General features: G+C 65.7%; 18 protein-coding genes. 11 read left to right on the top strand and 7 right to left on the bottom strand.

Going from position 1 to position 25,131, the window contains the following annotated elements:
- Nucleotides 1–45: 45 nt before the first annotated feature.
- From CSW63_RS05245 to CSW63_RS05220, 6 genes are all read left to right on the top strand, one after another.
- Nucleotides 46–1,347, top strand: a complete 1,302-nt coding sequence (locus CSW63_RS05245) for a DUF5690 family protein (protein WP_062099122.1) — start codon at nt 46–48, stop codon at nt 1,345–1,347.
- 12 nt (nt 1,348–1,359) lie between these two features.
- Nucleotides 1,360–2,550: a Na+/H+ antiporter NhaA gene (nhaA, locus tag CSW63_RS05240; RefSeq protein ID WP_062099098.1), complete on the top strand. Its 1,191-nt coding sequence runs from the start codon at nt 1,360–1,362 to the stop codon at nt 2,548–2,550.
- Between the two features lie 75 nt (nt 2,551–2,625).
- Nucleotides 2,626–2,997 carry a DUF6491 family protein gene (locus tag CSW63_RS05235; protein WP_062099100.1) on the top strand — a complete coding sequence of 124 codons (372 nt, stop codon included), beginning with the start codon at nt 2,626–2,628 and terminating at the stop codon, nt 2,995–2,997.
- A gap of 101 nt (nt 2,998–3,098) precedes the next feature.
- Complete coding sequence (locus tag CSW63_RS05230; RefSeq protein WP_062099101.1) at nt 3,099–3,710, top strand: sigma-70 family RNA polymerase sigma factor; 612 nt, start codon at nt 3,099–3,101, stop codon at nt 3,708–3,710.
- Nucleotides 3,707–4,345 carry a cadmium/peroxide/UV radiation responsive anti-sigma factor ChrR gene (gene chrR, locus CSW63_RS05225; RefSeq protein ID WP_062099103.1) on the top strand — a complete coding sequence of 213 codons (639 nt, stop codon included), beginning with the start codon at nt 3,707–3,709 and terminating at the stop codon, nt 4,343–4,345. The genes CSW63_RS05230 and chrR overlap by 4 nt, the downstream gene beginning before the upstream one ends.
- 12 nt (nt 4,346–4,357) lie before the next feature.
- Nucleotides 4,358–5,887 (top strand): cryptochrome/photolyase family protein, encoded by a 1,530-nt coding sequence (locus CSW63_RS05220; RefSeq protein WP_062099105.1) that lies wholly within the window; start codon nt 4,358–4,360, stop codon nt 5,885–5,887.
- 136 nt (nt 5,888–6,023) lie between these two features.
- Here the strand turns inward: CSW63_RS05220 and CSW63_RS05215 are convergent, their stop codons facing one another.
- Nucleotides 6,024–6,482, bottom strand: a complete 459-nt coding sequence (locus CSW63_RS05215) for a helix-turn-helix domain-containing protein (RefSeq protein WP_082749699.1) — start codon at nt 6,480–6,482, stop codon at nt 6,024–6,026.
- Nucleotides 6,483–6,576: 94 nt separating this feature from the next.
- Between CSW63_RS05215 and CSW63_RS05210 the strand changes: the two genes are divergently transcribed.
- The 5 genes from CSW63_RS05210 (at nt 6,577) to CSW63_RS05190 (ending at nt 13,767) form a co-directional block, all read left to right on the top strand.
- Nucleotides 6,577–7,314 (top strand): SDR family NAD(P)-dependent oxidoreductase, encoded by a 738-nt coding sequence (locus CSW63_RS05210; RefSeq protein WP_062099108.1) that lies wholly within the window; start codon nt 6,577–6,579, stop codon nt 7,312–7,314.
- Nucleotides 7,311–7,937 carry a 2-hydroxychromene-2-carboxylate isomerase gene (locus tag CSW63_RS05205; RefSeq protein WP_082749700.1) on the top strand — a complete coding sequence of 209 codons (627 nt, stop codon included), beginning with the start codon at nt 7,311–7,313 and terminating at the stop codon, nt 7,935–7,937. The genes CSW63_RS05210 and CSW63_RS05205 overlap by 4 nt, the downstream gene beginning before the upstream one ends.
- 365 nt (nt 7,938–8,302) lie before the next feature.
- Nucleotides 8,303–9,457, top strand: a complete 1,155-nt coding sequence (locus CSW63_RS05200; RefSeq protein WP_168193601.1) for a TetR/AcrR family transcriptional regulator — start codon at nt 8,303–8,305, stop codon at nt 9,455–9,457.
- A gap of 246 nt (nt 9,458–9,703) precedes the next feature.
- Nucleotides 9,704–11,914 carry a TonB-dependent receptor gene (locus CSW63_RS05195; RefSeq protein WP_210408501.1) on the top strand — a complete coding sequence of 737 codons (2,211 nt, stop codon included), beginning with the start codon at nt 9,704–9,706 and terminating at the stop codon, nt 11,912–11,914.
- Nucleotides 11,915–11,976: 62 nt separating this feature from the next.
- Nucleotides 11,977–13,767 (top strand): alkaline phosphatase, encoded by a 1,791-nt coding sequence (locus tag CSW63_RS05190; protein WP_099502739.1) that lies wholly within the window; start codon nt 11,977–11,979, stop codon nt 13,765–13,767.
- Nucleotides 13,768–13,893: 126 nt separating this feature from the next.
- Here the strand turns inward: CSW63_RS05190 and CSW63_RS05185 are convergent, their stop codons facing one another.
- The 6 genes from CSW63_RS05185 to CSW63_RS05160 all read right to left on the bottom strand — a co-directional run bounded on the left by CSW63_RS05185 (nt 13,894) and on the right by CSW63_RS05160 (nt 23,921).
- Complete coding sequence (locus tag CSW63_RS05185; protein ID WP_062097287.1) at nt 13,894–15,699, bottom strand: CIA30 family protein; 1,806 nt, start codon at nt 15,697–15,699, stop codon at nt 13,894–13,896.
- Nucleotides 15,700–15,725: 26 nt separating this feature from the next.
- The gene (locus CSW63_RS05180) at nt 15,726–18,236 is read right to left on the bottom strand and encodes a zinc-dependent metalloprotease (RefSeq protein WP_231737517.1); all 2,511 of its coding nucleotides are present in this window, start codon (nt 18,234–18,236) and stop codon (nt 15,726–15,728) included.
- A 16-nt stretch (nt 18,237–18,252) separates the two neighbouring features.
- The gene (locus CSW63_RS05175) at nt 18,253–21,297 is read right to left on the bottom strand and encodes a TonB-dependent receptor domain-containing protein (protein ID WP_062097285.1); all 3,045 of its coding nucleotides are present in this window, start codon (nt 21,295–21,297) and stop codon (nt 18,253–18,255) included.
- A gap of 498 nt (nt 21,298–21,795) precedes the next feature.
- On the bottom strand, nt 21,796–21,981 hold the full coding sequence (locus tag CSW63_RS23495) for a hypothetical protein (RefSeq protein ID WP_197425270.1): 186 nt from the start codon (nt 21,979–21,981) through the stop codon (nt 21,796–21,798).
- Nucleotides 21,982–22,288: 307 nt separating this feature from the next.
- Complete coding sequence (locus tag CSW63_RS05165) at nt 22,289–23,572, bottom strand: type II toxin-antitoxin system HipA family toxin (RefSeq protein WP_062097282.1); 1,284 nt, start codon at nt 23,570–23,572, stop codon at nt 22,289–22,291.
- Complete coding sequence (locus CSW63_RS05160; protein ID WP_062097279.1) at nt 23,562–23,921, bottom strand: helix-turn-helix transcriptional regulator; 360 nt, start codon at nt 23,919–23,921, stop codon at nt 23,562–23,564. Before CSW63_RS05160 ends, CSW63_RS05165 begins: the two co-directional genes overlap by 11 nt.
- Nucleotides 23,922–25,131 lie beyond the last annotated feature (1,210 nt).

The following is a 25,131-nucleotide window of genomic DNA, read 5'->3' as shown; positions in this document are numbered from 1 at the left end:
AGCTGAGGCGTGGCGCTGGCTGGCGCGCGAACGAAGGCAAGCATGATGACTCCAGCGTCCGACGCGCCCGGCCGCAGGCCCACCGTCGGCGGCGCCGTGACCCGCTTTCTGGCGTCCGCCCCGCCCTGGCTCTTCGCCCTGTATGGCGGTCTGGCGTCATTCGCGGTCTATTTCGCGATGTTCGGCTATCGCAAGCCGTTCACGGCGGCCGCCTATGCCCACCCGGAGGGTTGGCCTTTCGACTTCGACTTCAAGATCGCGCTGGTGATCGCTCAGGTCGCCGGCTACGCGACGGCCAAGTTTATCGGGGTCAAGGTGATCTCTGAGATGCGGCCGGGCCGGCGGGCTGTCTCCATCCTGGCCCTGATCTTCGGTGCCGAGGTGTCGCTGCTGCTGTTCGGCGCCTTACCGACGGTGGCCGGGCCGCTGGCGCTCTACTTGAACGGCCTGTGCCTGGGGATGATCTGGGGCCTGGTGTTCGGCTTCCTGGAGGGCCGCCGACTAACCGAAGTGCTCGGCGCCATGCTGTGCGCCAGCTTCATTCTGTCGTCGGGCGTGGCCAAGTCGGTCGGCAAGATGCTTTTGCTTTCGCATGTCGACGAAAAGTGGATGCCGTTCGTCTCCGGACTGATCTTCGCCCCCCTCATGCTAGTGGCGGTGCTGGCCCTAGCGCAGTTACCCCCACCCACCGCCGCCGACGAGGCCGAGCGCGTCAAGCGAGCGCCGATGAACGCCCAGGACCGCGCGGCTCTGTTCGCCGCCCATGCGCCCGCCCTGGTCCTGCTGATCGCGGTCTACATGATCCTCACGGCCCTGCGCGACTTCCGCGACAACTTCTCGGCCGAGATATGGGCCGAGCTCGGATTCAAGAACGCCGCGTCGATCTTCACCCTGTCGGAACTGCCGGTGGCCGCCATCGTTCTGGTAGGCCTAGCGGCGCTGATGGGCGTGAAGGACAACCGCCGCGCCGTAGCGTTCAATCTGGGCTTCGTGGCGCTGGGCTTCGTGCTGCTGGGCGCCTCGACCCTGGCCTATCAGTTGCACCTGCTGGGCCCGGTGTGGTGGATGGTGCTGGCCGGGGCGGGGCTCTACATGGGCTACACCCCGTTCAACGCCATGTTATTCGACCGTATGATTGCCGCGACCGGCAAGATCGGCACGGCGGGCTTTCTGATCTACGTCGCCGACTCGTTCGGCTATATCGGGAGCATCTCGCTACTCTTGGTGAAGTCGTTCGCCAAGCTTGACATCGCTTGGGGCCAGTTCCTGGCCAACGGGGCTTATCTGGCCTGCGGCCTGGGCCTTGTGGGACTGTTTTTCGCGAACCGGCTTTTGGCGAAACTGTAGGAGTAAGACCACATGGTGCTGCGAACGGTCAGCCACCGCGCGCGGGTCGCGCTTGTGCAGTTTCTGAAGAACGAAGCCGCTGGCGGCTATGTACTGATGATCGCCGCCGCCCTGGCTTTGATCGTCGCCAACTCGCCCCTCGCGCCGACCTACTTCAAGGCGCTGGACGCCCACTTCGGCTTTGCGCTCGGCCCCGTGCACCTGGACGAGAGCGTCCTGCATTGGATCAACGACGGCCTGATGGCGCTGTTCTTCCTGCTGGTGGGCCTGGAGATCAAGCGCGAGGTGCTGGACGGCCAGTTGTCCCGGCCGGCCGACGTGGTGCTGCCCGGCGCGGCGGCCCTGGGCGGCGTCGCGCTGCCGGCTCTGATCTATCTGGCCTTCAACGCCAAACACCCCGAGAGCATCGCCGGCTGGGCGATCCCCTCGGCGACCGACATCGCCTTCGCCCTGGGCGTCCTGGCCCTGCTGGGATCGCGCGTGCCGACCTCGCTGAAGGTGTTCCTGACCGCCATCGCCATCATGGACGATCTGGCGGCCATCATGATCATCGCGGTGTTCTACACCGAGCAACTGCATCTGGCGGCGCTGGCCGGCGCCGGCGCGGTGCTGGTGGCGCTGATCGCGCTGAACCGGCTCAAGGTGCTGAGCTTGTGGCCGTATCTCCTGCTGGGCGTCGTGCTGTGGTACTTCGTGCTGGAGTCAGGCGTTCACGCGACGCTGGCCGGTGTCGCCCTGGCCCTGGCCATTCCCTTGCGAGCGGGCGACCACTCGCCGCTGCATGCGTTGGAGCACGCGCTGCACAAGCCGGTCGCGTTCGTGGTCACGCCCGTCTTCGGCTTCGCCAACGCCGGCCTGTCGTTCGCGGGGATCGGGCTGGCCGCCCTGCTGGATCCGGTGCCGCTGGGGGTGGCGCTGGGCTTGTTCGTCGGCAAGCAGATCGGCGTGTTCGGCGTCTCTGCGGCGCTGGTCAAGCTGGGCTGGGCGCGCCTGCCGCGCGGCGCGTCCATGATGCAGCTCTATGGGGTGGCGGTGCTGTGCGGCGTCGGCTTCACCATGAGCCTGTTCATCGGCGCCCTGGCCTTCAGCGATCCGCTCCTGATCGACGAGACCAAGATCGGCGTGCTCGCCGGCTCGCTCGCCTCGGCGCTCTTTGGCATGGCGATCCTGCGGCTAGCGCCCGCCAAGACCGACCAGACCTGAGCGGGTCGCGCCTTGAGCCAGCCACGCTCCGGCGCGACACTGAGCCTGGCGGGCGCTAATCTCGGAGCAAACCCCATGCGTCTTCTCACGGCTGCCAATGCGCTCTGCGCGATCTTCGTCGCCGCCCCGGCCTTAGCGGCAGAGCCCAAGGCCGAGCGTGCCTGTTTCCGCGCCTCGGACGTCAGCGGCTTCAATGTCGTCGACGACCAGACCGTGGACGTCTCGATCAGTCCCCGAAACGTCTATCGCCTGACCCTGTTCGCCCCATCCCGCGACATCGACTGGACCATGCAAATCGGGATTGAGGCCCGTGGCGGTTCCTGGGTCTGCGCCGGCATGGACGCGACGCTGATCGTCCCCGAAGCCATCGGCATCCAACGCTATCCGGTGACCAAGATCCGCAAGCTGACGCTCGAGGAGATCCAGGCCAAGCGTAAGCCACGCTGAGCTGACGCCCTCGCCCGGCCCTCATGCGTCGACGCTTAGAAAAAACTTCGCCAACGCGGAACTTGAGTCATCCGTTCCCGTAACAGCCGCGTATAAAGGGCATGTATGCGACAGGACATGCAGAGACCCGATCTCGGAGCGGCGCGCGCGTGAGCGCCGCGCAATGCGACGGCGGCGCGTTGATTACGCGGATCGCGCAGGCGCAGGACCGCGCCGCGTTCGCGGAGTTGTTCGCCCACTACGCCCCCCGCGTGAAGACGCTGCTGGTTCGCAGCGGCTCGACCCCGTCTGCAGCTGAGGAGTTGGCCCAGGAGGTCATGCTCGCGGTCTGGCGCAAGGCTCACTATTTCGATCCCAAACGCGCCTCGGCGGCGGCCTGGATCTTCACCATCGCCCGCAATCTGCGGATCGACAGCCTGCGGCGCGGCTCCTCGGCCCTTTACGCCGTTGACCTCAACCTCGGCGCTGAAGAGCCCGCCCAACCCGACGCCATCCTCAGCGGCATGCAGGACGCCCAGATCGTCCGCTCCGCGATGCGGACCCTCAATCCCGACCAGTCCCAAGCAATCGAAATGGCTTTCTTCCAAGAACAGACCCACAGTCAGATTTCGGAGGCGCTGGGCGTGCCCCTGGGTACGGTCAAGGCGCGTATCCGCTTTGGCATGATGAAGCTGCGCGCTTTTATCGAGCGCGAGGCGGGGGTTGCGCCGTGAGCCTGCGTCGTCTGCCCAGTGAAGAGCGCCTGCTGGCCTACGCCGCCGGCACCCTGAGCGCGCCCGAAGCCGTGGTCGTGGCCACGCACCTGGCGCTGCGTCCCGAAACCCGCGTCTGGTCCGAGCTTGGCCAAGCGGTCGGCGGCGGCGTGCTGGAGGATCTCGAGCCGAGCGCCCTCGGCGCTGGTGCGCTCGACAAGACCCTGGCGCTGCTGGATCAGCCTGCGCCTCAGGAGCCGACTGTGCGTCTGGACAAGACCGACCCCACCCTGCCCGCCCCGCTGCGTGGCTTTGAGCTCGGTCCCTGGCGCTGGCTGGGTCCGGGCGTGCGGGTGCGCAACGTTCTGGGTCCGCGCGACGGCGACTGCCGGGTGATCCTGCTGAAGATCGCGCCGGGCCAGTCCACGCCGCGCCACACCCATGGCGGCGTCGAGCTGACCTGCGTGATCGAGGGCGCCTACGAGACCGAGAGCGGCGTGTTCGGCGAAGGCGATTTCGAGGAAGCCGATCCCAGCGTGCTGCACCAGCCACGCGTGGTCTCCAGCAAGCCGTGCCTGTGCGTGGCGGCCCTGGACGGCGAGATCCAGTTGCCAGGTCGCCTGGGCAAGCTACTCGCGCCCTTCGTCAAGCTCTAGGCCCCTTCTGACATGGCTGGCGCCCTGCGCCTCGTGCTGGGCGATCAGTTGTCGGACAATCTGTCGGCCCTGGCGGACGCGGACCTGGCGCGCGACCAGGTGCTGATGGTCGAGAGCCGGGTGGAAGCCACCGCCTGGAAGCACCACAAACAGAAGCTGGTCATCGTCTGGTCGGCCATGCGTCAGTTCGCCGAGCGCCTGCGCGCGCGCGGCTTTGACGTGCGCTACGTGGCGCTGGAAGACCCGGGCAACACCGGCTCGATCAGCGGCGAGCTGCGGCGAGCTCTAGAGGCCGGCGCGTTCGACCGCGTGGTGCGCACCGCCTGCGGGAAGTGGGGGCTGGAAAACCACCTGCTGGGCCTTGAGCTTCCCGTGCCGATGGAGGCCCGCGAGGACGATCGGTTCCTGTGCTCGCGCGCCCAGTTCGCCGCCTGGGCCGAAGGGCGGCGCGAACTGCGGATGGAGTTCTTCTACCGCGAGATGCGCCGCAAGACGGGCCTTCTGATGGACGGCGACCAGCCGGCCGGCGGGCGCTGGAACTTCGACGCCGAGAACCGCCGTAAGCTGCCGCCAGGCCTGCGTCCGCCCGAGCGCCTACGCATCCCGCCCAACCCGACGACGCGGGCGGTGCTCGAAAAAGTCTCGCGCGGCTTCGACGACCATTTCGGCGACACCAAAGGCTTTGGCTGGCCCACCAATCCGGACGAGGCCACAGCGATCCTCGACCACTTCATCGCCGACATGCTGCCTAGCTTTGGCGACTGGCAGGACGCGATGAGCTGGCAGCGGCCGTTCCTGTGGCATTCGCTGATCTCGCCGGCCCTGAACATCGGCCTGCTGGACCCGCTGGACATCTGCCGCCGCGCCGAGGCCGCCTGGCGCGAGGGCCGCGCGCCCTTGAACGCGGTGGAGGGCTTCATCCGCCAGATCATCGGCTGGCGCGAGTTCATACGCGGGATCTACTGGCTGAAGATGCCCGAATACGCCCAGCGCAACGCCCTGGACGCGCAGGGCAAGCTGCCCTGGTTCTACTGGACCGGCCAGACCGACATGGCGTGCGTGGCCGACACCGTCCGGGCCGCCCGCGAGCACGCCTACGCCCACCACATCCAGCGGCTGATGGTGACCGGCAACCTCGCCATGCTGCTGGGCGTACATCCCGACGCGGTGGACGACTGGTACATGGTGGTGTTCGCCGACGCCTATGAGTGGGTCGAGATGCCCAACACCCGCGGCATGGCCACCTTCGCCGACGGCGGCATTGTCGGTTCCAAGCCCTACGCCGCCAGCGGGGCCTATATCGACCGCATGAGCGACTACTGCAAAGGCTGTCGCTACGAGGTGAAAAAGCGGCTGGGCGACGACGCCTGTCCGTTCAACGCCCTGTACTGGGACTTCATCGACCGTCACGCCAAGCGTCTGGCCGGCAACGGCCGGATGATGATGTCGCTGCGCACCCTGGAAAAGATGCCCGACGCCGAGCGCGAGGCGTTCCGCAAGCAGGCCACGGCGTTGCGGGTGAAGATGGGCGTGACGGGTTAAAGCCCAACCCTTTTCTCGGTGTCATCCCGGACGGCGAAGCCGACCCGGGACCCAGGGGGTGAAGGAACGCCGCGCCTGCCGCCCCTGGGTCCCGGCTCTCCGCGCTTCGCGCTACGGCCGGGATGACACGGATGGTTTACGGCGCCGGAAAGCCCGCCCCCGCCCGCGCCTCGACCTGGCGGGCGCTGACCGGTTCGCCGCATTCGGAGCAGACCTGCACGGGATGGAAGTCGCAGCCGCAGGCCTTGTGCCGGCGCAGCACCGGCGGCCCCTCGGCGCCCGCATAGTGGGTGTCGCCGAAATGGGCGATGGCCATCACTACGGGGTACAGGTCGAGACCCTTCTCGGTCAGGCGATACTCGTGACGCACGGGATTGTCCTGGTACGGAACCCGCCGTAGCACGCCTTCGTCAACCAGGGTGCGCAGGCGGTCGGTGACGATGGTGCGCGAGACGCCCAGGCGCTTCTGGAACAGTTCGAACCGCCGGATCCCTAAGAAGCAGTCACGCAGGATCATCAGCGTCCAGCGATCGCCGATCACGGCCAGAGCCCGCGAGATCGAGCAGGGCTGGGCGGAGAGGTCATCCCACTTCATCGGTGACTCATAGCCTTTCCAAGTGTCGCCATTCTGCGTTTGACTCCGTACAGAATCAATACGAACTTGAGGGCCAGACGCGGAGGAAACAGACATGACGGCGACCAAGGGCGCGTGCCTGGTGGTAGGCGTTGGCGACGGGGTGGGAAGCGCCATCGCCAAGGCCTTCGCGGCCGAAGGCTACACGGTCTGCATGACCCGCAGGCCCCGCCACCTCGACCAGTTGGAGGCCCTGGCGGCAGAAATCCGCTCCAGTGGCCAGGACGCCCGCGCCTTCGGCGTCGACGCCCGCCAGGAGGCCGATATGATCGCCCTGGTCGACCGCATCGAGGCCGAGATCGGCCCGCTGGAGGTCGCGGTCTTCAACATCGGCGCGAACGTGCGCTTCGACCTCACGCAAACCACCGCCCAGGTGTTCAGCAAGGTCTGGGAGATGGCCTGCTTCGCCGGGTTCCTCACGGCGCGCGAGGCGGCCCGTGTCATGACCCCGCGCGGCCAGGGCACGATCCTGTTCACCGGCGCCAGCGCCTCGCTGCGCGGCAAGGAGGGATTTAGCGCCTTCGCCTCGGCCAAGGCGGGCCTGCGGGCGGTGGCCCAGAGCGCGGCGCGGGAGCTGGGCCCCAAGGGAATCCATGTCGCCCATGTGGTGGTCGACGGCGCCATCGACGGCGTCTTCATCCGCTCGATGCGCGGCGAGGTAGAAGACCTGCTCGATCAGGACCTGATCCTCAAGCCCGCCGACATCGCGGCCAACTATGTCCATCTGCACAACCAGCCGCGCTCGGCCTGGACGCACGAGCTTGATCTGCGCCCCTGGTCCGAGACCTGGTGAGGAGCCCCGCCATGACCGATAACAAGACCGTCGACTTCATCTTCGACTTCGGCAGCCCCAACGCCTACCTGTCATGGAAGCTGCTGCCGGAGATCGCCGCGCGCCAGGGCGCCAGCGTGAAACTAATCCCGTGTCTCTTGGGCGGCATCTTCAAGGCCACCGGCAACCAGGCCCCGATGATCGCCTTCGGCGGGATCAAGGGGAAGATGGACTACGAGATGCTGGAGACCCGGCGCTTCATCGCCGCCCACGGTCTGACCGCCTTCCGCTTCAACCCGCACTTCCCGGTCAACACCCTGCTGCTGATGCGCGGCATGATCGCCGCCCAGCGCATGGGCGTCGGCGAGACCTATCTGGAGGCGATGCTGAAGGGCATGTGGGAAGACGGCCAGAAGCTGGACGACCCCGAGGTGTTCGTCACCGTCGCCAACACCGCCGGCCTCGACGGCGCGGCGCTGCTGGCGGCGACCGGCGATCCGACGGTGAAAGCCGAGCTTGCTGCCAACACCGACGCGGCCGTGGCGCGAGGAGCGTTCGGGATTCCGACGTTCTTCGTCGGCGACGAGATCTTCTTTGGCAAGGAGCGCCTGGGCCAGGTCGAGGCGGAGTTGGCGAAAGCGTAACGTAGCGGCGGAGCGCTTAGACCTATCTCGCTGGCGGCCCGAGACGGCATCACATAGACTAATAAATACAACACTATAGAGCGCCTTACCCTATCCCCGCCCTCCCCGAAATTCCTTGGGAAATTCTGGACGGTGTCTAACCATTTCCGCTCGTCGCGGGAGGTCCGGTCTGGGAATCTGAGTATCAGGGGCGCCCCTTGAGCCAAGAGGACGTACTACGATTGCCCGCTGCGGCCGCGCGCATAAAATGCCGTCGAGCGAGAGTGGTATCCTTCTTGAGGTTCGCAGGCGCTCTCGCGCTATAGAAAGTCATGAAGTCAGGACCACCCGACGCCGTTCCCCCCCCTGAGGCTCAGGTAGATCGCTTGATCGAGGCGGCTCGACGAGAGCTCGCCCAGGGCGGCTTGCGCGCGATGAGCTTCCGCCGCCTGGGCGACGCCGTTGGGGCGACATCAGGCGCGCTGGCCTACCATCTCGGCGCCAAGGCCGCCATCCTGAACGAGGTCGTTACGCGCGAGCGGCTTCGCGATCGCCGCTGGCACGACGAATGGCTGGAACGCCTGGATGGCCTTGAGCGAGTGGATCGCCAGGCCCTGGCCGCCATCCTGGAACAATATCTCGACGCCCTGGTCCAGGGCGAGGCGCGCCTGACGCAGTTGATCTGGATGGACCTGACGCTAAGAGCGCCGCGCGACGCCGAGGTAGCGACCCTCGTTGCGCCCTGGCTGGCTGAGCGGCGGGGCTTCTGGTCCCGACTATTCGAAGGACGCATCGAGGACGCCGCCATATGGGCCGGTCTGGCCGCAGCCTATGTCACGGACGAGGGCTTTAACGGACTGGTCGTGGGGGACGATCCCGACTACCGCCTGCTGCGTCGGATGGCTATCGACCGGCTGGCCAGCCGGCTGGAGCGCGACGGCGTAGGGCTCGAACCGCTTTTCTCGCGGCTCGTGCGGCGAATGGATCGGCGCCTGGGCCTGCCGACGGGCGACGTGGCGGCGGACGCCATGGGTCCAGGCCCAAGGCGCGAAGCCGCCCTCGCCGCCTGTCATGTTCTGGTCGATGGCGGCGCAGAAGCGCTCACCCATCGGGCGGTCGCCGAGCGCGCCGGCTTGTCCCGTTCGGCCGTGGGCTATTATTTCAGGACCGCGGCGGATCTGTTCAAGGCCGCGATCAGCGGAGTTTATTTGATCGCCGATGGGCGTGGCGCTCCGCCCACCCTACCGCCCGGAGCCGATCCAACCCTATGGCGTGGTCAGACCGTAGTGCGCGGTGAATTGGCTGTGATCCTGGCCGCCGCCCGGGATCCCACGCTGGCCCCCTACGTCATCGATCAGCGTCGTTGGCGTGGCGTCAGTTATGTCCGCCTATTACGATCCAAAGGCTATTCCGGTCTCGACGCCCTCGACGGCCAGACCGCTTCGATGATCGCCACCGGACAAACAATCCTATCGGGTGTGGACGGCGACGACCGGCGCGACCCGTTGGTGAGTTGGCTGATCGCGCGCCACAAGGACTAGACAACCGTTCGCTACCCTAAGGAGGCGCTGAAAGGATTTCGCCGCCCTCAATTAGGACAACTGTTATGTTGACGTCACAATCACCTGCAATTAAGCACCCACCCAACGAATTTTTAGGGAGGGGTATTTATGTCGGCACAAGGAATTTTATGGGCCTTCCGTTTGGCTCTTTGCTGCGGCGTCAGCGCGCTTGGTGCTGGACAAGCGTTTGGACAAGACCTGCCCACCCAAGACGATGTCGCAACCGTGGGCGATATCATCGTCACGGCGCAGAAGCGCACCCAACGCATTTCAGAAGTGCCCATGTCGATCAGCGCCTATGACGGCGCGACGCTGGAGCGGCTAGGGGTGACGGAGCTGGACAGGATCGCCCAGCTGACGCCGGGCCTGGTCATCCAACTTCAGGATCGCCTGCTGCCGGGGATTTCGCTACGCGGCATCACCTCGGACGATACGTCGCCGGCGGCCGAGCCGCGGGTCGCCCTCTTCCAGGATGGCGTGCCGATCACGCAGATCGCTTCCGCTTATGGCGAGATGTTCGACGTCGACCGCGTTGAGGTCGAAAAGGGTCCGCAATCGACCCTGCATGGTCGCTCGGCCTTGAACGGGGGAATTTCCACCTTCCAGAAAATGCCGACCGACACGCTGGGCCTGGAGGTCCGCGCCGGGCTCGGCGACCATGGTCAGCGACTGGCGCAGGCCGTGGCCAATCTTCCCGTGAACGAGACGTTCGGCCTTCGCATCGGGGCGCTGCAGCGCCAGCGAGACGGCTTCCTGAAGAACACCCAGGGCGGAACCTACAACAACGTCGACGGCCAGGCCTATCGACTGACGGCTCGCTACGCGCCCACCGACGCCTTCAACTTCCGGTTCTCGGGAACATACGACCGCGACAACACCGACAGCGGCGGCGCCTTCAAGTCCAACGTCTTCCTTCCCCGCAACCAACAGACCGGCGCGGTCGAGGGCGACCTGCGCTTCTGGACGCCGACACACCTTGGCACGTTCGGCGACATGGCGGCGGACTACAGCCAACGCAAGATCGTGGGCCTTAGCGGAACCACCGACCTGACCCTGAACGAGCGCTTAGACCTGACGTCGATCAGCGGGTATCGCTGGTACAAGGCCTGTCAGGCGGGCGATATCGACGGTACGACCACGAACATCATCGCCTACGACCTCTGCAATAACGGGGAACAGTTCTCCCAGGAATTGCGCCTCAACATTCGACGTGACGGCGCTTTCGAAGGCTTCGTCGGCGCCAGCTATTTCAAGGCCAGCAACTCCCAGCAGACAGACCTCGGCGCCGACGAGCGCGCCATGGCGCTGCTGCTGTCGGGCGCCCTGCACCGATATGCGCCGAACGGCCTGACGAACAGCCAGGTCAACGCCGCTCTCGGTTCGGCGGCGGCCAACTACAAGCCCTTCCACCTGGATCGCCGGCGGCAGACGGCCGACATCGAGACCTACGACCTGTTCGCCGACGGAACGTTCCACCTTTCCGATAAGCTTCAGGCCTTTGTTGGCGGGCGCCTGACCTGGGACGACAAGGCGGTGTCCATGCAGGTCACGACGCCCAAAAGCGTATCGCGCCTGACCGGAGCCGCCCTGCTGATGACCCTTACGCCGGCCGGCGCCGTCGTCAGGGGCGACCATTCCTCCAGCCTGGCCACGGGACGGGCCGGGCTACGGTATCAGGTGACGCCGACCGTGAATGTCTATGCGGTCTATGGGATCGGCAAACGCCCCGAGAGCATCGACCTGGCCGCCTCCGGCGCCGTCAACATACTTCCCGCCGAGAAACTGTCGTCCGCCGAAGTGGGTATCAAATATCGCCTCTTCAGCGGCGCGCTGTATGGCGACGCGTCGATCTACAGCTTCGACTATTCCAATTTCCAGACCTTCCGACGGAATGGCGATCGTCTTGAGCCAGTGAACGCCGGCAAGGCCAAGGCGACCGGCCTAGAGACCCAGGCGACCTGGCGACTGACAGACAGCCTGTCGGTGTTCGGAAGCTACGCCTACAATCACGCGCGCTTCAACGGCGGCGCCTATGACGGCAACAGTTTCCGCAACAGCCCGGACAACAAGTTCGCGCTCGGCGTCAACGCCGCCGTTTCGACGCGCTTGGGCGAGCTATCGCTCTCCCCCGTCTACAGCTGGCAATCGAAGATCTTCTTCTCCGACGACAACGATCGCGGCGACCTTCAGGTCCGCTCTCGCCCGGCGTTTTCGGACAAGACAGTCGATGAATACCAGGACGCCTTCGGCATCCTCAACGTCCGTCTTGGCCTGACACCCGCATCCGGCCCCTGGTCGTTCGCAATCATGGGCGAGAACCTGCTGGACAAGAAATACATCGTCGACGGCGGGAACACCGGCGACTCCTTCGGCATGCCGACCTTCATCACCGGGCCCCGCCGCACCGTGCGGTTCGAAGTCAGCGCTCACTTCTGACGCATCGTCGGTGACCGGAGCGCCGCGCGCGACGGTCACCGCCCTCCCAGGGAACCAGAGACATGAAACTTGATCGACGAGCGGCGCTCGGCCTTGTGGGCGCGGCCGCCTATGCAGCGACGGCGGCGAAAGCCAGCGCGCGCTCCAAAGAGCCCACCCGCTTCCTGCACGGCGTCGCCTCCGGCGATCCCCTGCAGGATCGGGTCATTCTCTGGACCCGCGCCACACCCTTGCGGCCCGACGCTGCGGCGGTGTCCGTGGAGTGGGAGGTCGCAACCGATATCGGCTTCAAGAACGTGGTCCAGCGCGGCGCGGCGACAACGACCAGCGCCCGAGACTTCACCGTCAAGGTCGATGTAGCGGGGCTGCGGCCGAACACCGAGTACCGCTATCGTTTCCGCGCCGGCGATCAGATCTCCCCCATCGGCGTCACGCGCACCCTCCCGGTCGGCGCGGTGTCGGAAATGGTCCTCGCCGTCGCGTCCTGCTCGCTCTATTCGACCGGATTCTTCAACGCCTACCGCGACATCGCCAACCTCGATCGTGTCGATCTCGTTCTGCATCTGGGGGACTATATCTACGAATACGGCGGCGGACCCGACCAACTCGGCATGAGCATCGGAACGAAAATCGGCCGGGCGCCCACCCCCGCGAACGAGGCGCGCACCCTCGCCGACTATCGCGAGCGGCACGCCTGCTACAAACTGGACGCCGATCTGCAGGCGGCTCATGCGCGTGCGCCCTGGATCTGCGTCTGGGACGACCACGAAACGGCCAATGATTCCTGGAGCGGTGGGGCGCAGAATCATCAACCTGACGAAAGCGTCTGGAGCGATCGTCGCGACGCCGCAGTCCGCGCCTTCTATGAGTGGATTCCCATTCGGGAACCTGAACCGGGCGTATCACTGCTCGCGATCAATCGCACCTTTGAACTAGGCGATCTGGCGACCCTCATCATGGTCGAAAACCGATTCCTTGGCCGAGACCGCCAGATCAATCTGCGCGACCCTAATGACGTGACCTGGAATGCGGTGGACCTGACCGTGCCGGACCAGCCGGTGGTGGTCTCCGATCCCGAGCTCCGGCGGAAGATATTGACCGCGTTCAGCCAGGGCCGCCCGGTGGCGGCGCCCTACGGCGTCAGGATGGACGCCGATTCCATCCGTCGCTCCATGTCCCGTCCCGAACGCAGCGTCTACGGTCATGCGCAGGAGGCCTGGCTACGCGACCGTCTGGAGCAGTCGGTGCAGGCTGGAAAGCCTTGGCAGGTCATCGGCAATCAGGTGGTGATGGCGCACACGACCGGCACCGACATCGCCCGCTTCCTGGGGAAAGAGGGCTGGGCGCGGGCCTTTGCTCAGGTGACGCCCATCCTGCGACCTTGGCTGGAGCAGTTGGCGACTCTCCCGAGCGATGTTCCGTTCGAATTCGACGGCTGGGATTCCTATCCCGCCGCTCGCGCTCGCATGGACCGAATGTTCGCCGAGACGGGAAGCCGCCCACTGGTGCTCTCGGGCGACAGCCACGCCTTCTGGGTCAATGAACTCCACGACGCCCAAGGTCGGCGCGTAGCCGCGGAACTCGGCGTCACCGCCATCACTAGCAGCAGTCTTGGCAACATGCTGGGCGACGTCGAGCTGGGCCCGGCCTTTTCAAAGGCCTGCCCGGAGGTCCGGTTCTGCCAGCATCTGACCAAGGGCTACGGGCTGGTCACCCTGCGGCCCGACTCCGCCCGGATCGATCTGATCGGCGTCACCACCGTTCTTGATCGAAACTATGAGCGGTTCGTCCTCAAGTCCTATCGGGTTCCCGCCAACCCAACGGGCGGCGTCAGCGCGATCGAGGAAATCTAATGGAAGGTGGGCGATTACGATCGACCATCTCGATAAACAGACTAATGACCAGCGCCGACTCTGATCGCCAAGACAAGAGCCCCCGCCTTACGGCGGGGGCTTCGGCCCTAGCGTCGGTCCGCGGGCTTAGTAGAAGACCACGTCATCGAGCTCGAACCACAACTTGCGGCCGGCCGGACGCGAGCCCGAGACTCCCACTTCCAGAAGGTCCGTCCCGGTCCAGGCCCCCTCGCCTCGCCCCGAGCGTTTGAAGTCGGCGAACGGCACGGTGACCTTGGCCCAGCTCTTGTCGGCCGTGACCTTGGCGGTCCAGGAGCCCGAGACAGTGTTGATCGTCACGATGTACGGGCCGCCGTCGCCGCGCAGCTCGAAGGTCAGGCCCTTGAAGGCCGAGACGTCGACCGGCTGGACCGAACCCCGGCTCAGCGGCAGCAGGACGCCCGCATCGGGCTCTGGCTTCTGGGCCATCTTGGCCGCCACGCTCAGCACATGGTCGCCGTCGCCCTTGTCGACCGTCTGCAGCACTTCGACGCTGCGGTCGCGACCGCCGTCGAAGTCGCTGAGACGCAGCGTGTCCAGGCTGGTGCGGCCATCGGCGCGCTCGAAGTCGTCGACCAGCGGACCCTTGGCCTTCGCGACCGGCAGGGTCGGCTTGTCGTTGAAGGGCGAGCGAGTCGAGCCGGGTCCGAACACCGCCTTGCCGTCGATGAACACCCGCTCCACCTTGCGGACGTCGGCGATGTTGACCCACGGCTGACCGGCGATCAGCACGAAGTCGGCGCGTTTGCCCTTCTCCAGCGTGCCGCGATCAGCCAGCAGGTTCATGGCCTTGGCGCTGGTGGCTGTGCCGGCGATCAAGGCCTCGGACGGGGTCAGGCCGGCCTGGACCAGCAGTTCCATCTCATGCAGCGTCGAGAAGCCGTGCACTGTGCCGGGCATGCCGGCGTCGGTGCCAAGGGCGATCGGCACGCCAGCGTCCTTCAGAGTCTTCACGTTGGCCAGGGCGTAGCCGAACTTGCGGGCCGCCTGCTGGGCGCGAGGGCTGTCAGCGTCGGCCGGCGGCTTCTGGCCCGGCTTCACCGGCTCGTACACCGCCAGGGTCGGGGCGTAGTAAGTGCCGTTGGCCTTCAACTTTGCGACCGTCCCGGCGTCGAGCGGCTGGTCCTGCAGGCTGTGGGCGATGATGTCGACGCCGCTTTCGGCCGCCACCGCGCCGCGCTCCACCGTGACGGTGTGCGATAGCACCTTCAGGTTCTGCTGGTGGGCCGCGTCGGTGAGGGCCTTCAGCGTCCAGCCATCCATGCTGGTGTTGTCCGGCGAGGAGCCGTAGCGCCAACCGTCGGTGAAGGCCTTGATGGCGTCGGGCTTGTAGGGGGCTAGACCCTCGATCGCGGCCTTGGCCGCCTCGGGGGTGTTGACCCAGCGGGTGGTGGCCTCGTCGGCCCAGTCGGCGCCGTGGCCGCCCGGCGTGCTGACACGGGCGACAAAGTTGACGTGCGGCGCGGTCAGGGTCGACAGCCACTGGCGACGCGGCGCGAAGGACTCCGGCTGCTGGTGGAAGTCGTTGATCGTCGTGACGCCGGCGGCGACGTAGGCGTCGGCGATCTTGGGCGTGATGTTGGGGGCGCCGGCCGGCGTCCAGTGAGTGTGGACGTCGAAGAAGCCCGGAGTCAGGGCCTCGCCCTTGGCGTCGATCACCTGAGCGCCTTTCGGAGCCTTCACGGCGGGACCGACGTCGAGGATGCGGCCGTCCTTCACCACCAGCGTCCCCTTGTAGGGCGCCGCGCCCGTACCGTCGAAGATCTGGGCGTTGACGATCGCCACGGCGGGCGTCGCGGCCTGGGCGGCGGCCAGCGGCAGCAGGACGCCGGCGGCGACGATCAGCGCGCCTCGGGAACAGGCCTCGATGAGGTGGACGGAGTAAGCGGTCATGAGACGCCTTCTTTCTGAGATACGCATTACAAACCCGCGCTTGGAGCGCAGAACCAACAGTCTTCCCCGCCGATCGGCATGCCGGGTGGTAGGGTTTCGACCGCCCCGGATCGGGGCGCGGCAAGGGCCTGCCGAGCGGCGAGATCCTCGCTGAGCAAGGCCCGCGACAGCGCTGCGGCTTGGGCGCCCTCGGCCCCGCCGCCCTGATAGGCGGCCAGAGTCCTTCCGAAGGTGCGCAACGCCGCGTCGAGCTGGGCGGACGCCGTCGGCGACAGCGCCTTTTCGCCCTGCGCCTCGACCATGTCGCCGACGACGCGGGCCCGGATGCGACGACGCAGGTCGCTCAACCGCCCTTCGTCGCCGCTCGGCGCGACGCTCGCCAGCAGGCGCTCGGCCAGCTCGCCTACGCCCAGCTGACTCGGATCACGGCGGTTCTGCTCGACCACCCGGTTCAGCCGCTGCGGGTTCAGCAGCAGCGACACGGTCTGGTCAGCGGCCATTTCGGCGGCGGTCGCCAGGTCGAAGACCGACGGTCCCGAGGTCGGGAAGATCTCGATCTCGTAGGCCTTGTCGCGCGCGCCCGACTGGCCAGACGACAAAAGGTTCAGCAGAGGATCGGGTAGGTCCAACGTGGCGGGATCGATGGTCCGCAGCAACGCTTCCAACGCCTTGCGCTGCGCTGCGGCGGCTGTGATCGATGCGCTTTCGTGACCATCGCCGCGAACGGCGTACGCATAGTCCACACCGCCGATCAGCTTTACGGCGGCTTCGACCTGGTACCGATGGAACAGGTAGATCGGCGCGAGGACCCGCTTGAGGTCTGCGGCCGGCGCGCCCTTGGGCAGGTTCGCCAAGCCGAACCGGCTGAGCGCGATCTTGCGCACGGCCAGCACATGATTCAGCTCCGCGACCGCGTCAGGACCGTTGTCCCACAGCGCGCCATAGGGCTGGCCGGACGCGGCGCCCCGCGAATCCCCGTCGGTGACGAATCGCAGACCTTTGGCCTGAGCGTCGCGCGCCAAGCGGTCCAGGCGCGCAGCCTCGTCCGACCCTGGCGCCCCCTGCGAGTATAGCCAGTTGATCGCAAAGCGGTCCCAGGCCCCCACGCCCTTGGCGTAAGCCTCTGACAGGTCCAGCCGGTCGCCGTCGATCTTCACCAGCGGCGCCGGATAATCCATGACCGAAGCGCGTCCATAGGTGCTGCCCGCGAAGTTGTGGGCTAGGCCCAGGGTGTGGCCGATCTCGTGCACCGACAGCTGGCGGATGCGGGCCAGGGACACGTTGAGCGGATCGTCGGGACCGCCCTTCCCCGTCTTGTCCGCCCCGACCAAGCCTTCGAAGATCAAGCGGTCCTGGCGAACGCGCAGCGAGCCCAGCTGGACGACGCCACGCACGATTTCGCCGGTACGCGGGTCGACGACCGTGGTGCCGGTCGACCAACCGCGGGTCTGGCGGTGGATCCAGTTCACGACGTTGTAGCGCGCGTCCATCGGATCGACGCCCTCGGGCAGCGCCTCGACCCGGAAAGCGTCGATGTAGCCGGCTTCCTCGAACGCCTTGGCCCACCAGCGACCGCCCTCGATCAGCGCGGTGCGGATCGGCTCGGGCGCGCCGCGATCGACGTAGTAGACGATCGGTTTCTTGACGCGGGAGCGCGCCGCGTGGGGATCCGTCTTCTCCAGCCGGAAGCGGCGCGCCAGACGCTGAACGATCGGCTGATCCAGCGGCGTGGCGTAGTCGGCGAACAGGACTTGCGCCGAGGTGCCGGTGCGAGGGTCCTGGAGGCGGGGGACGAAGCCCGGCGGCGGCAGGCGGATGAAACTGTGATGGACGCCGAACGTCACCGCACGTCCGTCCGGAACGATGCCGTTGACCTCGGGCCCCGGCTCGTCGGTGGTGAAGGTCTGCCGCGTTTCGAATTCGAGGTTGTCGGGGAAGACGCCCGTGACCGGCAGATCGACGTAGCTGAGCGTCGGCGCCAACTTATAGGCGCCCTGCTTGCCGCGCTTGAGGCCTGCAGTGATGTCGAAGGCGTCGCGCAGCAGGAACGAGGCGATATCGACCGTGACGCCGCCGTCCGGGGTCTCGGCGATCACATCGCCCGTCCAGACCACCGAGGCCGGGAAGCTGTCCTGGACGGTGCGAGCCTCCTCCGGCGTTCCGCCGACGGCGCGGAAGCCGTAGTTCTCGAACGCGATCAGCACCTTCTTGCCGACGCGCCGGAAGATCAGCACTTGGGTCTCGCCCGTCGCGGCCCGGTCCAGGCCCACCGGCGTCGATCCGAGGCCGCCGCTGAGACTGGGCTGATAGAGGAAGCGGCCCGACACCCCGTCGGCGGCGGGCGCCGGCAGGGTGACGACGACCGCGCCCTTGGCCGCGTCGGTCTTGACCGGCAGCAGGCTCGAGGGCGAGGCGGCCGCCGGCGCCGAAGCGCCAGCGGCTTGAGCGAAAGTCGCCGGCGCGGCGGCGAGCGCGAGCGCGGCAAGCGCGCTCGAAACCCGCCAGCGCGCACGGTAAGCGCTGAACACGTACTTCACGATCCGCCCCTTGTTTCTAGAACGTTTTCTTGACCGAGACGTACCAGTAGCGGGCGTACGGCAGATAGACCGTTCCGTCATAGCCCGCAGAGCTGAGCGGCGGATCCTTGTCGGTGATGTTGCGGACGCCCAAGCGCAGCTTGGTGTTGGCGTTCGCGAAGTCGTACTCGCCATACAGGTTGGCGGTGATCTGCGAGTCCACCACCCACGGCGAGCCGGCCGAGTCCAGCAGGGCGGTGTCGTTGTAGTCGCCGATGTACTGGGTGAAGCCGCCGACGGTCAGCTGCTTGTAGCGCCAGGTGAGCGCAGCGGAGACCTTCCAATCGGTCTTGCCGTTTTGCCGGAGCAGGTTGCCGCCGCCGTTGATGGTGGTGCCGGCGTTGATCTTGCCCGCCGAACGCGCCGCCATCAGCTCGGCGATGCCCGGCGACGGCGACTGGTAGTACTTGATCAGGTGCGCGGCGTTCAGGTTGAAGTCGAAGTCGCCCAGCGTATCGGTGCTCAGGCGATAGATCAGGCCCAGATCCAGCCCCTCGATGTCCTGCGGCTGCAGGTTGGTGTACTTGTCGTTGACGTACAGGACCTGGCCGGCGGCCGTGAGGCCGGTGCCGGCGAAGGCGGCGATGTCGTCGGCCGTCGGCGCGGCGCGGATGACGTTGGGATTGCTCGAACCCGACTGCCGCAGCAGGTAGTCCAGGATCAGGGCGTTGCCTTCGCCGAACACCCCGATCAGGCCCGTCTGCTTCACCTTCCAATAGTCGACGGTGAAGGTCAGGCGACCATATTCGGAGGGAATGAACTTCGGCTCCAGGACCACGCCGTACGACAGGGTTTCGGACTCTTCGGGATCCAGGTCGGGGTTACCCGCCCGGCGCGCCGTGGTCAGCAGTGAGCGCGAGCAGCCCGCGAACGAGGTGATGCGCTTGGCCCGCAGGTCGGCCTCGCAGAAGGCGTAGTCGGTGCGGGTGTTCGACCGCGACACGACCGTGGCGTTGATCTGCTCGAGGTTCGGCGCACGGAAGCCCTTGGCCCACGAGCCGCGGATGCGGAAGCCGTCGACTAGGTCCCAGGCGCCGGCGATCTTGGGCTTCGCCGTGTTGCCGAAGTCGCTGTAGTGCTCGTAGCGACCCGCCAGTTGCAGATCCAGGCGGTGGACCAGAGGGATCGACATCTCGGGCGAGACCAGCGGAACGGCGAACTCGATATAGGTCGAGGCCACTGAACGGTGGCCCTTGGTGTCGGGGTTCATGCTGGAGTTGATCAGGTCGCTCAGGACCACGCCGCTGATCGGGTCGGTGAAGGTGATCGTCCCGTCGATGCGCTTGTCGCGGTCGTCCAGCTGGGTTTCGCGACGCACCTCGACGCCCGAGGCCACGCCGACGTCGCCGCCCGGCAGGCTGAAGAGATCGGGCTTGGAGACCTTGAAGTCCCAGGAGGCCAGCGTGCTCTTCGTGCGGCGCTTGATCTTGACGCGGATGGCGTCGATCGCCGCCTCGCTGTTGCGGGTGGTGTCGGCGCCGCTCGGGTTGGCGACGTTCGAACCGTTGAAGACGTTGTAGGCGTCTGGCGTGGACAGGGCCAGTTGGGCGTAGAGCTTGGTGTTGGAGATGTTGTCGCTGATGTCGTCGGCGGTGGCTTCCGAATAGACCAGAGCCGATTCCCAATCGAAGCCGAACTTCCGGCCGCGGACGCCGCCCAGCACCCGGTACTGATCGTTGGTGACGTCGACATGGGTCAGGCCCAGATCGGCGAAGGTGTAGCCGCGCAGGGTCAGCGGCAAGCCGCTGGCCGGGACGTTCAGGTTGGGCAGGCGGTTGGGGTTGGCCGTCCCGTTGGCGAAGGTCACCGGGCCGAAGGGGTTCCAGTAGTTGCTGGCCGGGATGCTGATCACGCCCGAGGACAGCGTGGCGATCGGCGCCTGCAGGGCGCTGGTCTTGGCGTGGTACAGGCCCAGCTCGCCGAAGACGGTCAGGTCCTCGGAGATATCGTAGTGGCCCGTCAGGAAGACGTTGGCGCGCTTGAGCTCCGGAATCACCGTCGTGCCCAGCGCGGCCGTGTTGAAGCGCAGGTCCCGATCGGCGGCGGAGGTCGCCAGGGCGCCGTCGTCGATGCACAAGCCGCCGCTGATATTCAGTTGGCAGCCCGCGAACGTCGAAGGCTGGATGTGGAAGTAGCCGGCGCTGCTGGTCAGCGCCGTCGTCCCCTGACGCACCGTGCCGAAGCTCTGCGGCGTCTGGACATAGGCCCACGGCGTCGTGGTGCTGCGCCCGTCCAGGCTGGCGACACCGTCAAAGCGGGTGCCGGCGAACAGCCCGCGACGGTCTGACGAAGCGGTGTAGTCCTGGTCCGTCGAGCGCATGCGCGTGCGCTGGTCGTAAGAGACAAAGGCGCTGATGTTGCCGCGGCCGTCGGCGAAGTTCTTCCCGCCAAAGGCGTTGAAGTTGTACTCCTTCAGGTTCGTCCCCTCGGCGAAGCCGTACTGGCCCGAGGCGGTCAGGCCGTCGACATCGTCGCGCAGCACGGTGTTGACCACGCCGGCCACGGCGTCGGCGCCGTAGATGGCGGCCGCGCCATCGCGCAGCACTTCCAAACGTTTGAGCCCTGACACCGGGATGGCGCTGGTGTTGTAGGTCAGCACCGGCACGAGGTTGTCATTAGCCTGGCTGGTCGGGTGGGTGACCACGCGGCGGCCGTTCAGCAGCACCAGGGTGTTGCCGATGCCCAGGTTGCGCAAGTTCACCGAACCGACGTCGCCCCGGGCGCTGTTGCTGCTGCCCGGCAGATACTGGGCGTTGAAGTTGACGTCGCCCATCTGCGGGATGGACCGGAAGAGCTCATCGCCCGACACCGCGCCGGAAGCGCCGATCTGGTCTTCGCCAACCACTGTCACCGGCAGGGCCGAATTGACCTTCGCGCCCTTGATTTGCGAGCCGACGACAACGACGGCCTCGATCTCGGTGGGTTCCGCCGGCGGCGCGGCCTGGGCCCAGGCCTGGGCGGCGAAACTTGCGGCGCAAAGCGCCGTCGTCGCAAGCACGAGCTTGCGGTGTTTGATGGTCATTAAAGCCCCTCCAATAAACGCAACGCGTGAGCCGCCCCCGCCCTGCATCTGACGAAACAGGGCGTGGCTCCCGCCACACTCCAGACACAAGTGGATCAAACCACACCAATTCCCACCAAATCGATGGGGTTTTAAAATGGAATTTTTCTGATAGCGGGCGCAGGTATGGCCACAGAAACAGCCCTAACGAGGCCCTTTTGCCCAAGCTAAGGGCAAATAATTGCCCCAAGAAATGGATTGACGGATGCGCGAGAAAGCGCGCTGACGGTCCTAACGGCATCAACGCCAAGGACTAACTTGGCGAGGGTCGCGCCGAGGTCAGCCAAATTCGGTCGACCTACATCTCACGACGTCAGTCGAAAACCGACGAGGCGCTGTTGATCCCCATCCATCCGGCGCTCGCGACCTCGTTGGCGGCACGGGAAAGCCAGCACCTGGTCTTGGTGACGACCAAGTACGGCAAGCCGCGTAGCGAGAAGGGCTTCAGCAACTGGATCTTCAACGCCGCGAGAGCCGTCGGCGTCGCCGGATGCAGCGCCCACGGCTGCGGAAGTCTGCGGCGCGACGCTTGGCGGAGGCGGGGATCTCCAGCTCTTCGAACCATACAGCCTCAAGGCCGACGCTGATCGCCTTTGCGGCGCGGGTGGCGATGTCCTCAGCATGGTGTTGACGAAGCGGGAGCATCAACGCGCCCCGCTTTCGCTTGTTGATCACCAGGCGCGGCCCTGACGGATCAAAGGCGGACGGCAATCCTGGTGTGCGCCTGCGCTCCTAAGAGCCTGGACCTGAAAAGTCAGTGCTCGCCCTGGAGCGGTCTGGGCTCCCCGGCGCTCTGATGCAGGGCGCTATCCACGGAACGGTCAGCGCCTCGAACCCGGACGGGCGACGCCGTGGCGCTGGACGTCCCGAAGCGAACGCAGCCAACGTCACCGAGGAGTGGATTCGCGTCCTCTTCTCTTGCGGCTATTGCCCCCGCCCAGCAAATGAGCCGTCAGGACTCCGCAGCGTTCAGGAGATTTTTGGGCAATTCTTCGAGTGCGTAGGGGTTCAGAACCTGCCGCCTCCACATCAGATTGCGATCGACCTCACCAAGCTCGGCCTCATCACAGACTTCGCTCCATGAGGCGCGAATGGTGCGTAGCTGCTCTTCGATGATCTCATCTGCCCGCGCAGGCGTGAGGAGGAAATTGGCGGCCGCGCGGCGACACACAGCCAGTTGGCTCATCCGCTCATTGCCCACAATTAGCATCGCCTGCGAGGCCTCATTCCCGGCGCGCGACTGCGGGCAGATATCGTAGGCGGGCGTGAGCGTAAGCATGCGGCCGTCCCAGAAGGCTGCGTGGTTGCGGGCATGATCATCGGTGTTGCCGACGAGGATGTTGAATACCAAGCGGGCATAGAGCTCGCGTAGCGTCGCCTCCGGCGCTGTGAAGCCGTGGCGGATCTTGGTGCAGAGCTCTTCGTAGCTCGCGTAGCGCGCCATCATTTCTTCAAGTCCGAAAATGGTCAGGGCCGACACCATGGCCTTGCGCGCCCAGCCGCCGTCTACACGCGGACGATCGAAACGCTCGACGAGCAGAACGTCTCTGCCGGCGGCCTGGACGAGGCGCACCGGAGCAACATTGAGTCCGACGCGACCGGCGAGCCGCATCGCGACGAACTCACCTTTGACGACGTTGAAGACGTCGCTTTGCGCCGAGAATTTCGCGATGTGCTTTTGATCGCCATCGACGATGAGCGCTTTGGGACGCGCACCGCCAATCGAGCTGCCGTGGAAGAGCGCGCGCTCGAGCCCGGGTGTGAGGGGCACGCCGCGCTGAACGCGATCCGCCGCCGCGATCAGCTCCTCAAGCGAAGCCTCGCTCGGTTCGCGCGCGACATACTGGGTTGGCGACGCTTGAAAATCCAAAGCCCCAATGCGGTCTGATCCAGACTCCAGCAAATAGGTCAGCTCGTCGAGCTGGTTGATGTCGATGTCGTCGCGTTTCGCCCCGAAGCGTCGGTTGATGATGACCCGGCGGCCCCAAGCGTCAGGCGCCGCATCGCGAATGCAGCTCGGAAGCTGCAATCCCGGAGCGGGGCGCTGGATGCCGGTAATGAGGGGAAGCTCCGGCTCGTAGATCGCGATGCGGTTGTCGCGTTCGAGATAAGAACGGCCGTAATTGAAGACGAGATCTTCGCCGTCACGCGACAGCAGGCCGGCAACCACAGGCGCGGTCTCGCCGGGCAGCCAAATCCACACATAGGCTTCGTCGAGGCGCGCGCTAGAAGTCATCTTTGACCACCTTCGCGCTTGTCCGAACCTTCTTTGGCAGAAGTGTCAGCCGGCGCGCTGTGTCGTGGGCTAAGACGTTCCGCAGATCGCGCAGCGTGCGGCCGCTCTCCTGATGCGGATCAAACAGCGGCACGCCGACGATCGTCGCCGCTTCAAAGACAGCCCCAATCGAACAGGCCGGGTCGCCCTGTTCGATGCGATAGAGGAGCGCGCGCGAAATGCCCGCGCGGGCAGCCAGATCCTGAGCTGTGAGCTTGCGTTCAATGCGGCCAATCCGGATGAGCTGGCCTAGCAGCGCGATCCCCTCAAGGGCGCTTCTCGAATAGGCGCGGTCGGCAGGCTTTGGCATAGTTAAGCCCCACTAATGAGACGAATTAAGGCTTATGGTATCACTTATGAGACATTATACCTCGGTCGGGCCTTGATATCAAGAAACGTCTTATTAGTGAGACATTATGTGGTCTAACGTCTTATATATGATGCACGAAGGGCCGCCCCAAAGAACGGGTTTGTCGGGCTTTAAGAGCAGAGAGCGCCCAGGCGGTCCACGAGATCCGGTCATTGAGGCCGTCGCCCAGCAGGCCACAATGGTCCACCGCCCTCAGTTCGCCGCGCGCCGGTACGCTGCTCCCCAAACTTGGCCCATTCGCTCAGACTCGCCACGCCAGCTGCCGCGAACATCAGCCCCAACATCGCCGCCAAGTCGGTCACCCCCTGGTCACAGCGTGCCGATATCTATTTGATGAATTCGCACGGGCTCAATGGGCAAGACGGAGTTGTTCCGTGAAGGGCGAAGTGCTCCTAGCGGACCAAGTCTCTTTCCACCCTGCCCTGTCGTCATTGATGTCCACATCTGCGGCGCGGTCGCGCCATGAGCTGCCCTCGTGCCAGCTCCAGGAAGGCGACATTGGGCCGTGTGAGGTGGCTAGCTCTCAGCGCGCATCCCGAGAGCGTAGGTGCAATCTCACCTACAAGCGAGCCTGTAGGCTCTAGCCCGATCGGGCCTCTCCCCTTCAGGCGAGCCACAGCGTCTCGCGGTCGTCGGGCACGAGTTCAGTCAGCTGGGGTGTTCACCGGATGGTACGATCGCTTCATCTGTCCGTCCTCTGGTCGGGGCGGACACTAGTTTTTTCTGGAGGAGTTTCGGGGGGGCACGGCACATTGAGGGGCCCGAGTCATCTTAATCCAAACCAACTAAACACAGTTAAACTTGCTAAACCAAGAATGTTTGAACGAGCTTAAAGCGCTCCATATCAGAATGACGCGTCAATTCAGGAGGCGCGCCATGATTTCATATATAACAGGATATATTAGAAGCATTCGATTGACGCTTTCAGATCTAGCAAATGACGAAAGCGGCTCAGCCACGCTAGAATACTGCGCGGCGGGCGGAGCGTTGTCCGGAATGATCTTTTGGGCTTTTGAGGTGCTTCGTGAAACGCAGAAGGCCGCGCTCGAGCGTGCACTGGCGACGGTGGGTTGAGGCCGCCCCGGTTTTAAAGCCTATAGGCCCGCACAGGCGGCGATCGGACGCCCCAGATCCGAAAGACCAGTGCAGA

Origin of the sequence: Caulobacter sp. FWC26, assembly GCF_002742645.2 — a bacterium.
GTDB lineage: Bacteria > Pseudomonadota > Alphaproteobacteria > Caulobacterales > Caulobacteraceae > Caulobacter.
Note: the sequence above shows the minus strand (reverse complement) of the source record. Positions and strands in the feature narration are given on the sequence as shown.

Bases quoted from the DNA above. Each gene is read 5' to 3' on its own strand.
- CSW63_RS05215 (WP_082749699.1), bottom strand. From the start codon at position 6,482: ATGAAGTGGGATGACCTCTCCGCCCAGCCCTGCTCGATCTCGCGGGCT.
- CSW63_RS05185 (WP_062097287.1), bottom strand. From the start codon at position 15,699: ATGACCGCTTACTCCGTCCACCTCATCGAGGCCTGTTCCCGAGGCGCG.
- CSW63_RS23495 (WP_197425270.1), bottom strand. From the start codon at position 21,981: ATGCTCCCGCTTCGTCAACACCATGCTGAGGACATCGCCACCCGCGCC.
- CSW63_RS05235 (WP_062099100.1), top strand. From the start codon at position 2,626: ATGCGTCTTCTCACGGCTGCCAATGCGCTCTGCGCGATCTTCGTCGCC.
- CSW63_RS05210 (WP_062099108.1), top strand. From the start codon at position 6,577: ATGACGGCGACCAAGGGCGCGTGCCTGGTGGTAGGCGTTGGCGACGGG.
- CSW63_RS05160 (WP_062097279.1), bottom strand. From the start codon at position 23,921: ATGCCAAAGCCTGCCGACCGCGCCTATTCGAGAAGCGCCCTTGAGGGG.
- CSW63_RS05230 (WP_062099101.1), top strand. From the start codon at position 3,099: ATGTATGCGACAGGACATGCAGAGACCCGATCTCGGAGCGGCGCGCGC.
- CSW63_RS05165 (WP_062097282.1), bottom strand. From the start codon at position 23,572: ATGACTTCTAGCGCGCGCCTCGACGAAGCCTATGTGTGGATTTGGCTG.
- CSW63_RS05220 (WP_062099105.1), top strand. From the start codon at position 4,358: ATGGCTGGCGCCCTGCGCCTCGTGCTGGGCGATCAGTTGTCGGACAAT.
- CSW63_RS05245 (WP_062099122.1), top strand. From the start codon at position 46: ATGACTCCAGCGTCCGACGCGCCCGGCCGCAGGCCCACCGTCGGCGGC.
- CSW63_RS05175 (WP_062097285.1), bottom strand. From the start codon at position 21,297: ATGACCATCAAACACCGCAAGCTCGTGCTTGCGACGACGGCGCTTTGC.
- nhaA (WP_062099098.1), top strand. From the start codon at position 1,360: ATGGTGCTGCGAACGGTCAGCCACCGCGCGCGGGTCGCGCTTGTGCAG.
- CSW63_RS05190 (WP_099502739.1), top strand. From the start codon at position 11,977: ATGAAACTTGATCGACGAGCGGCGCTCGGCCTTGTGGGCGCGGCCGCC.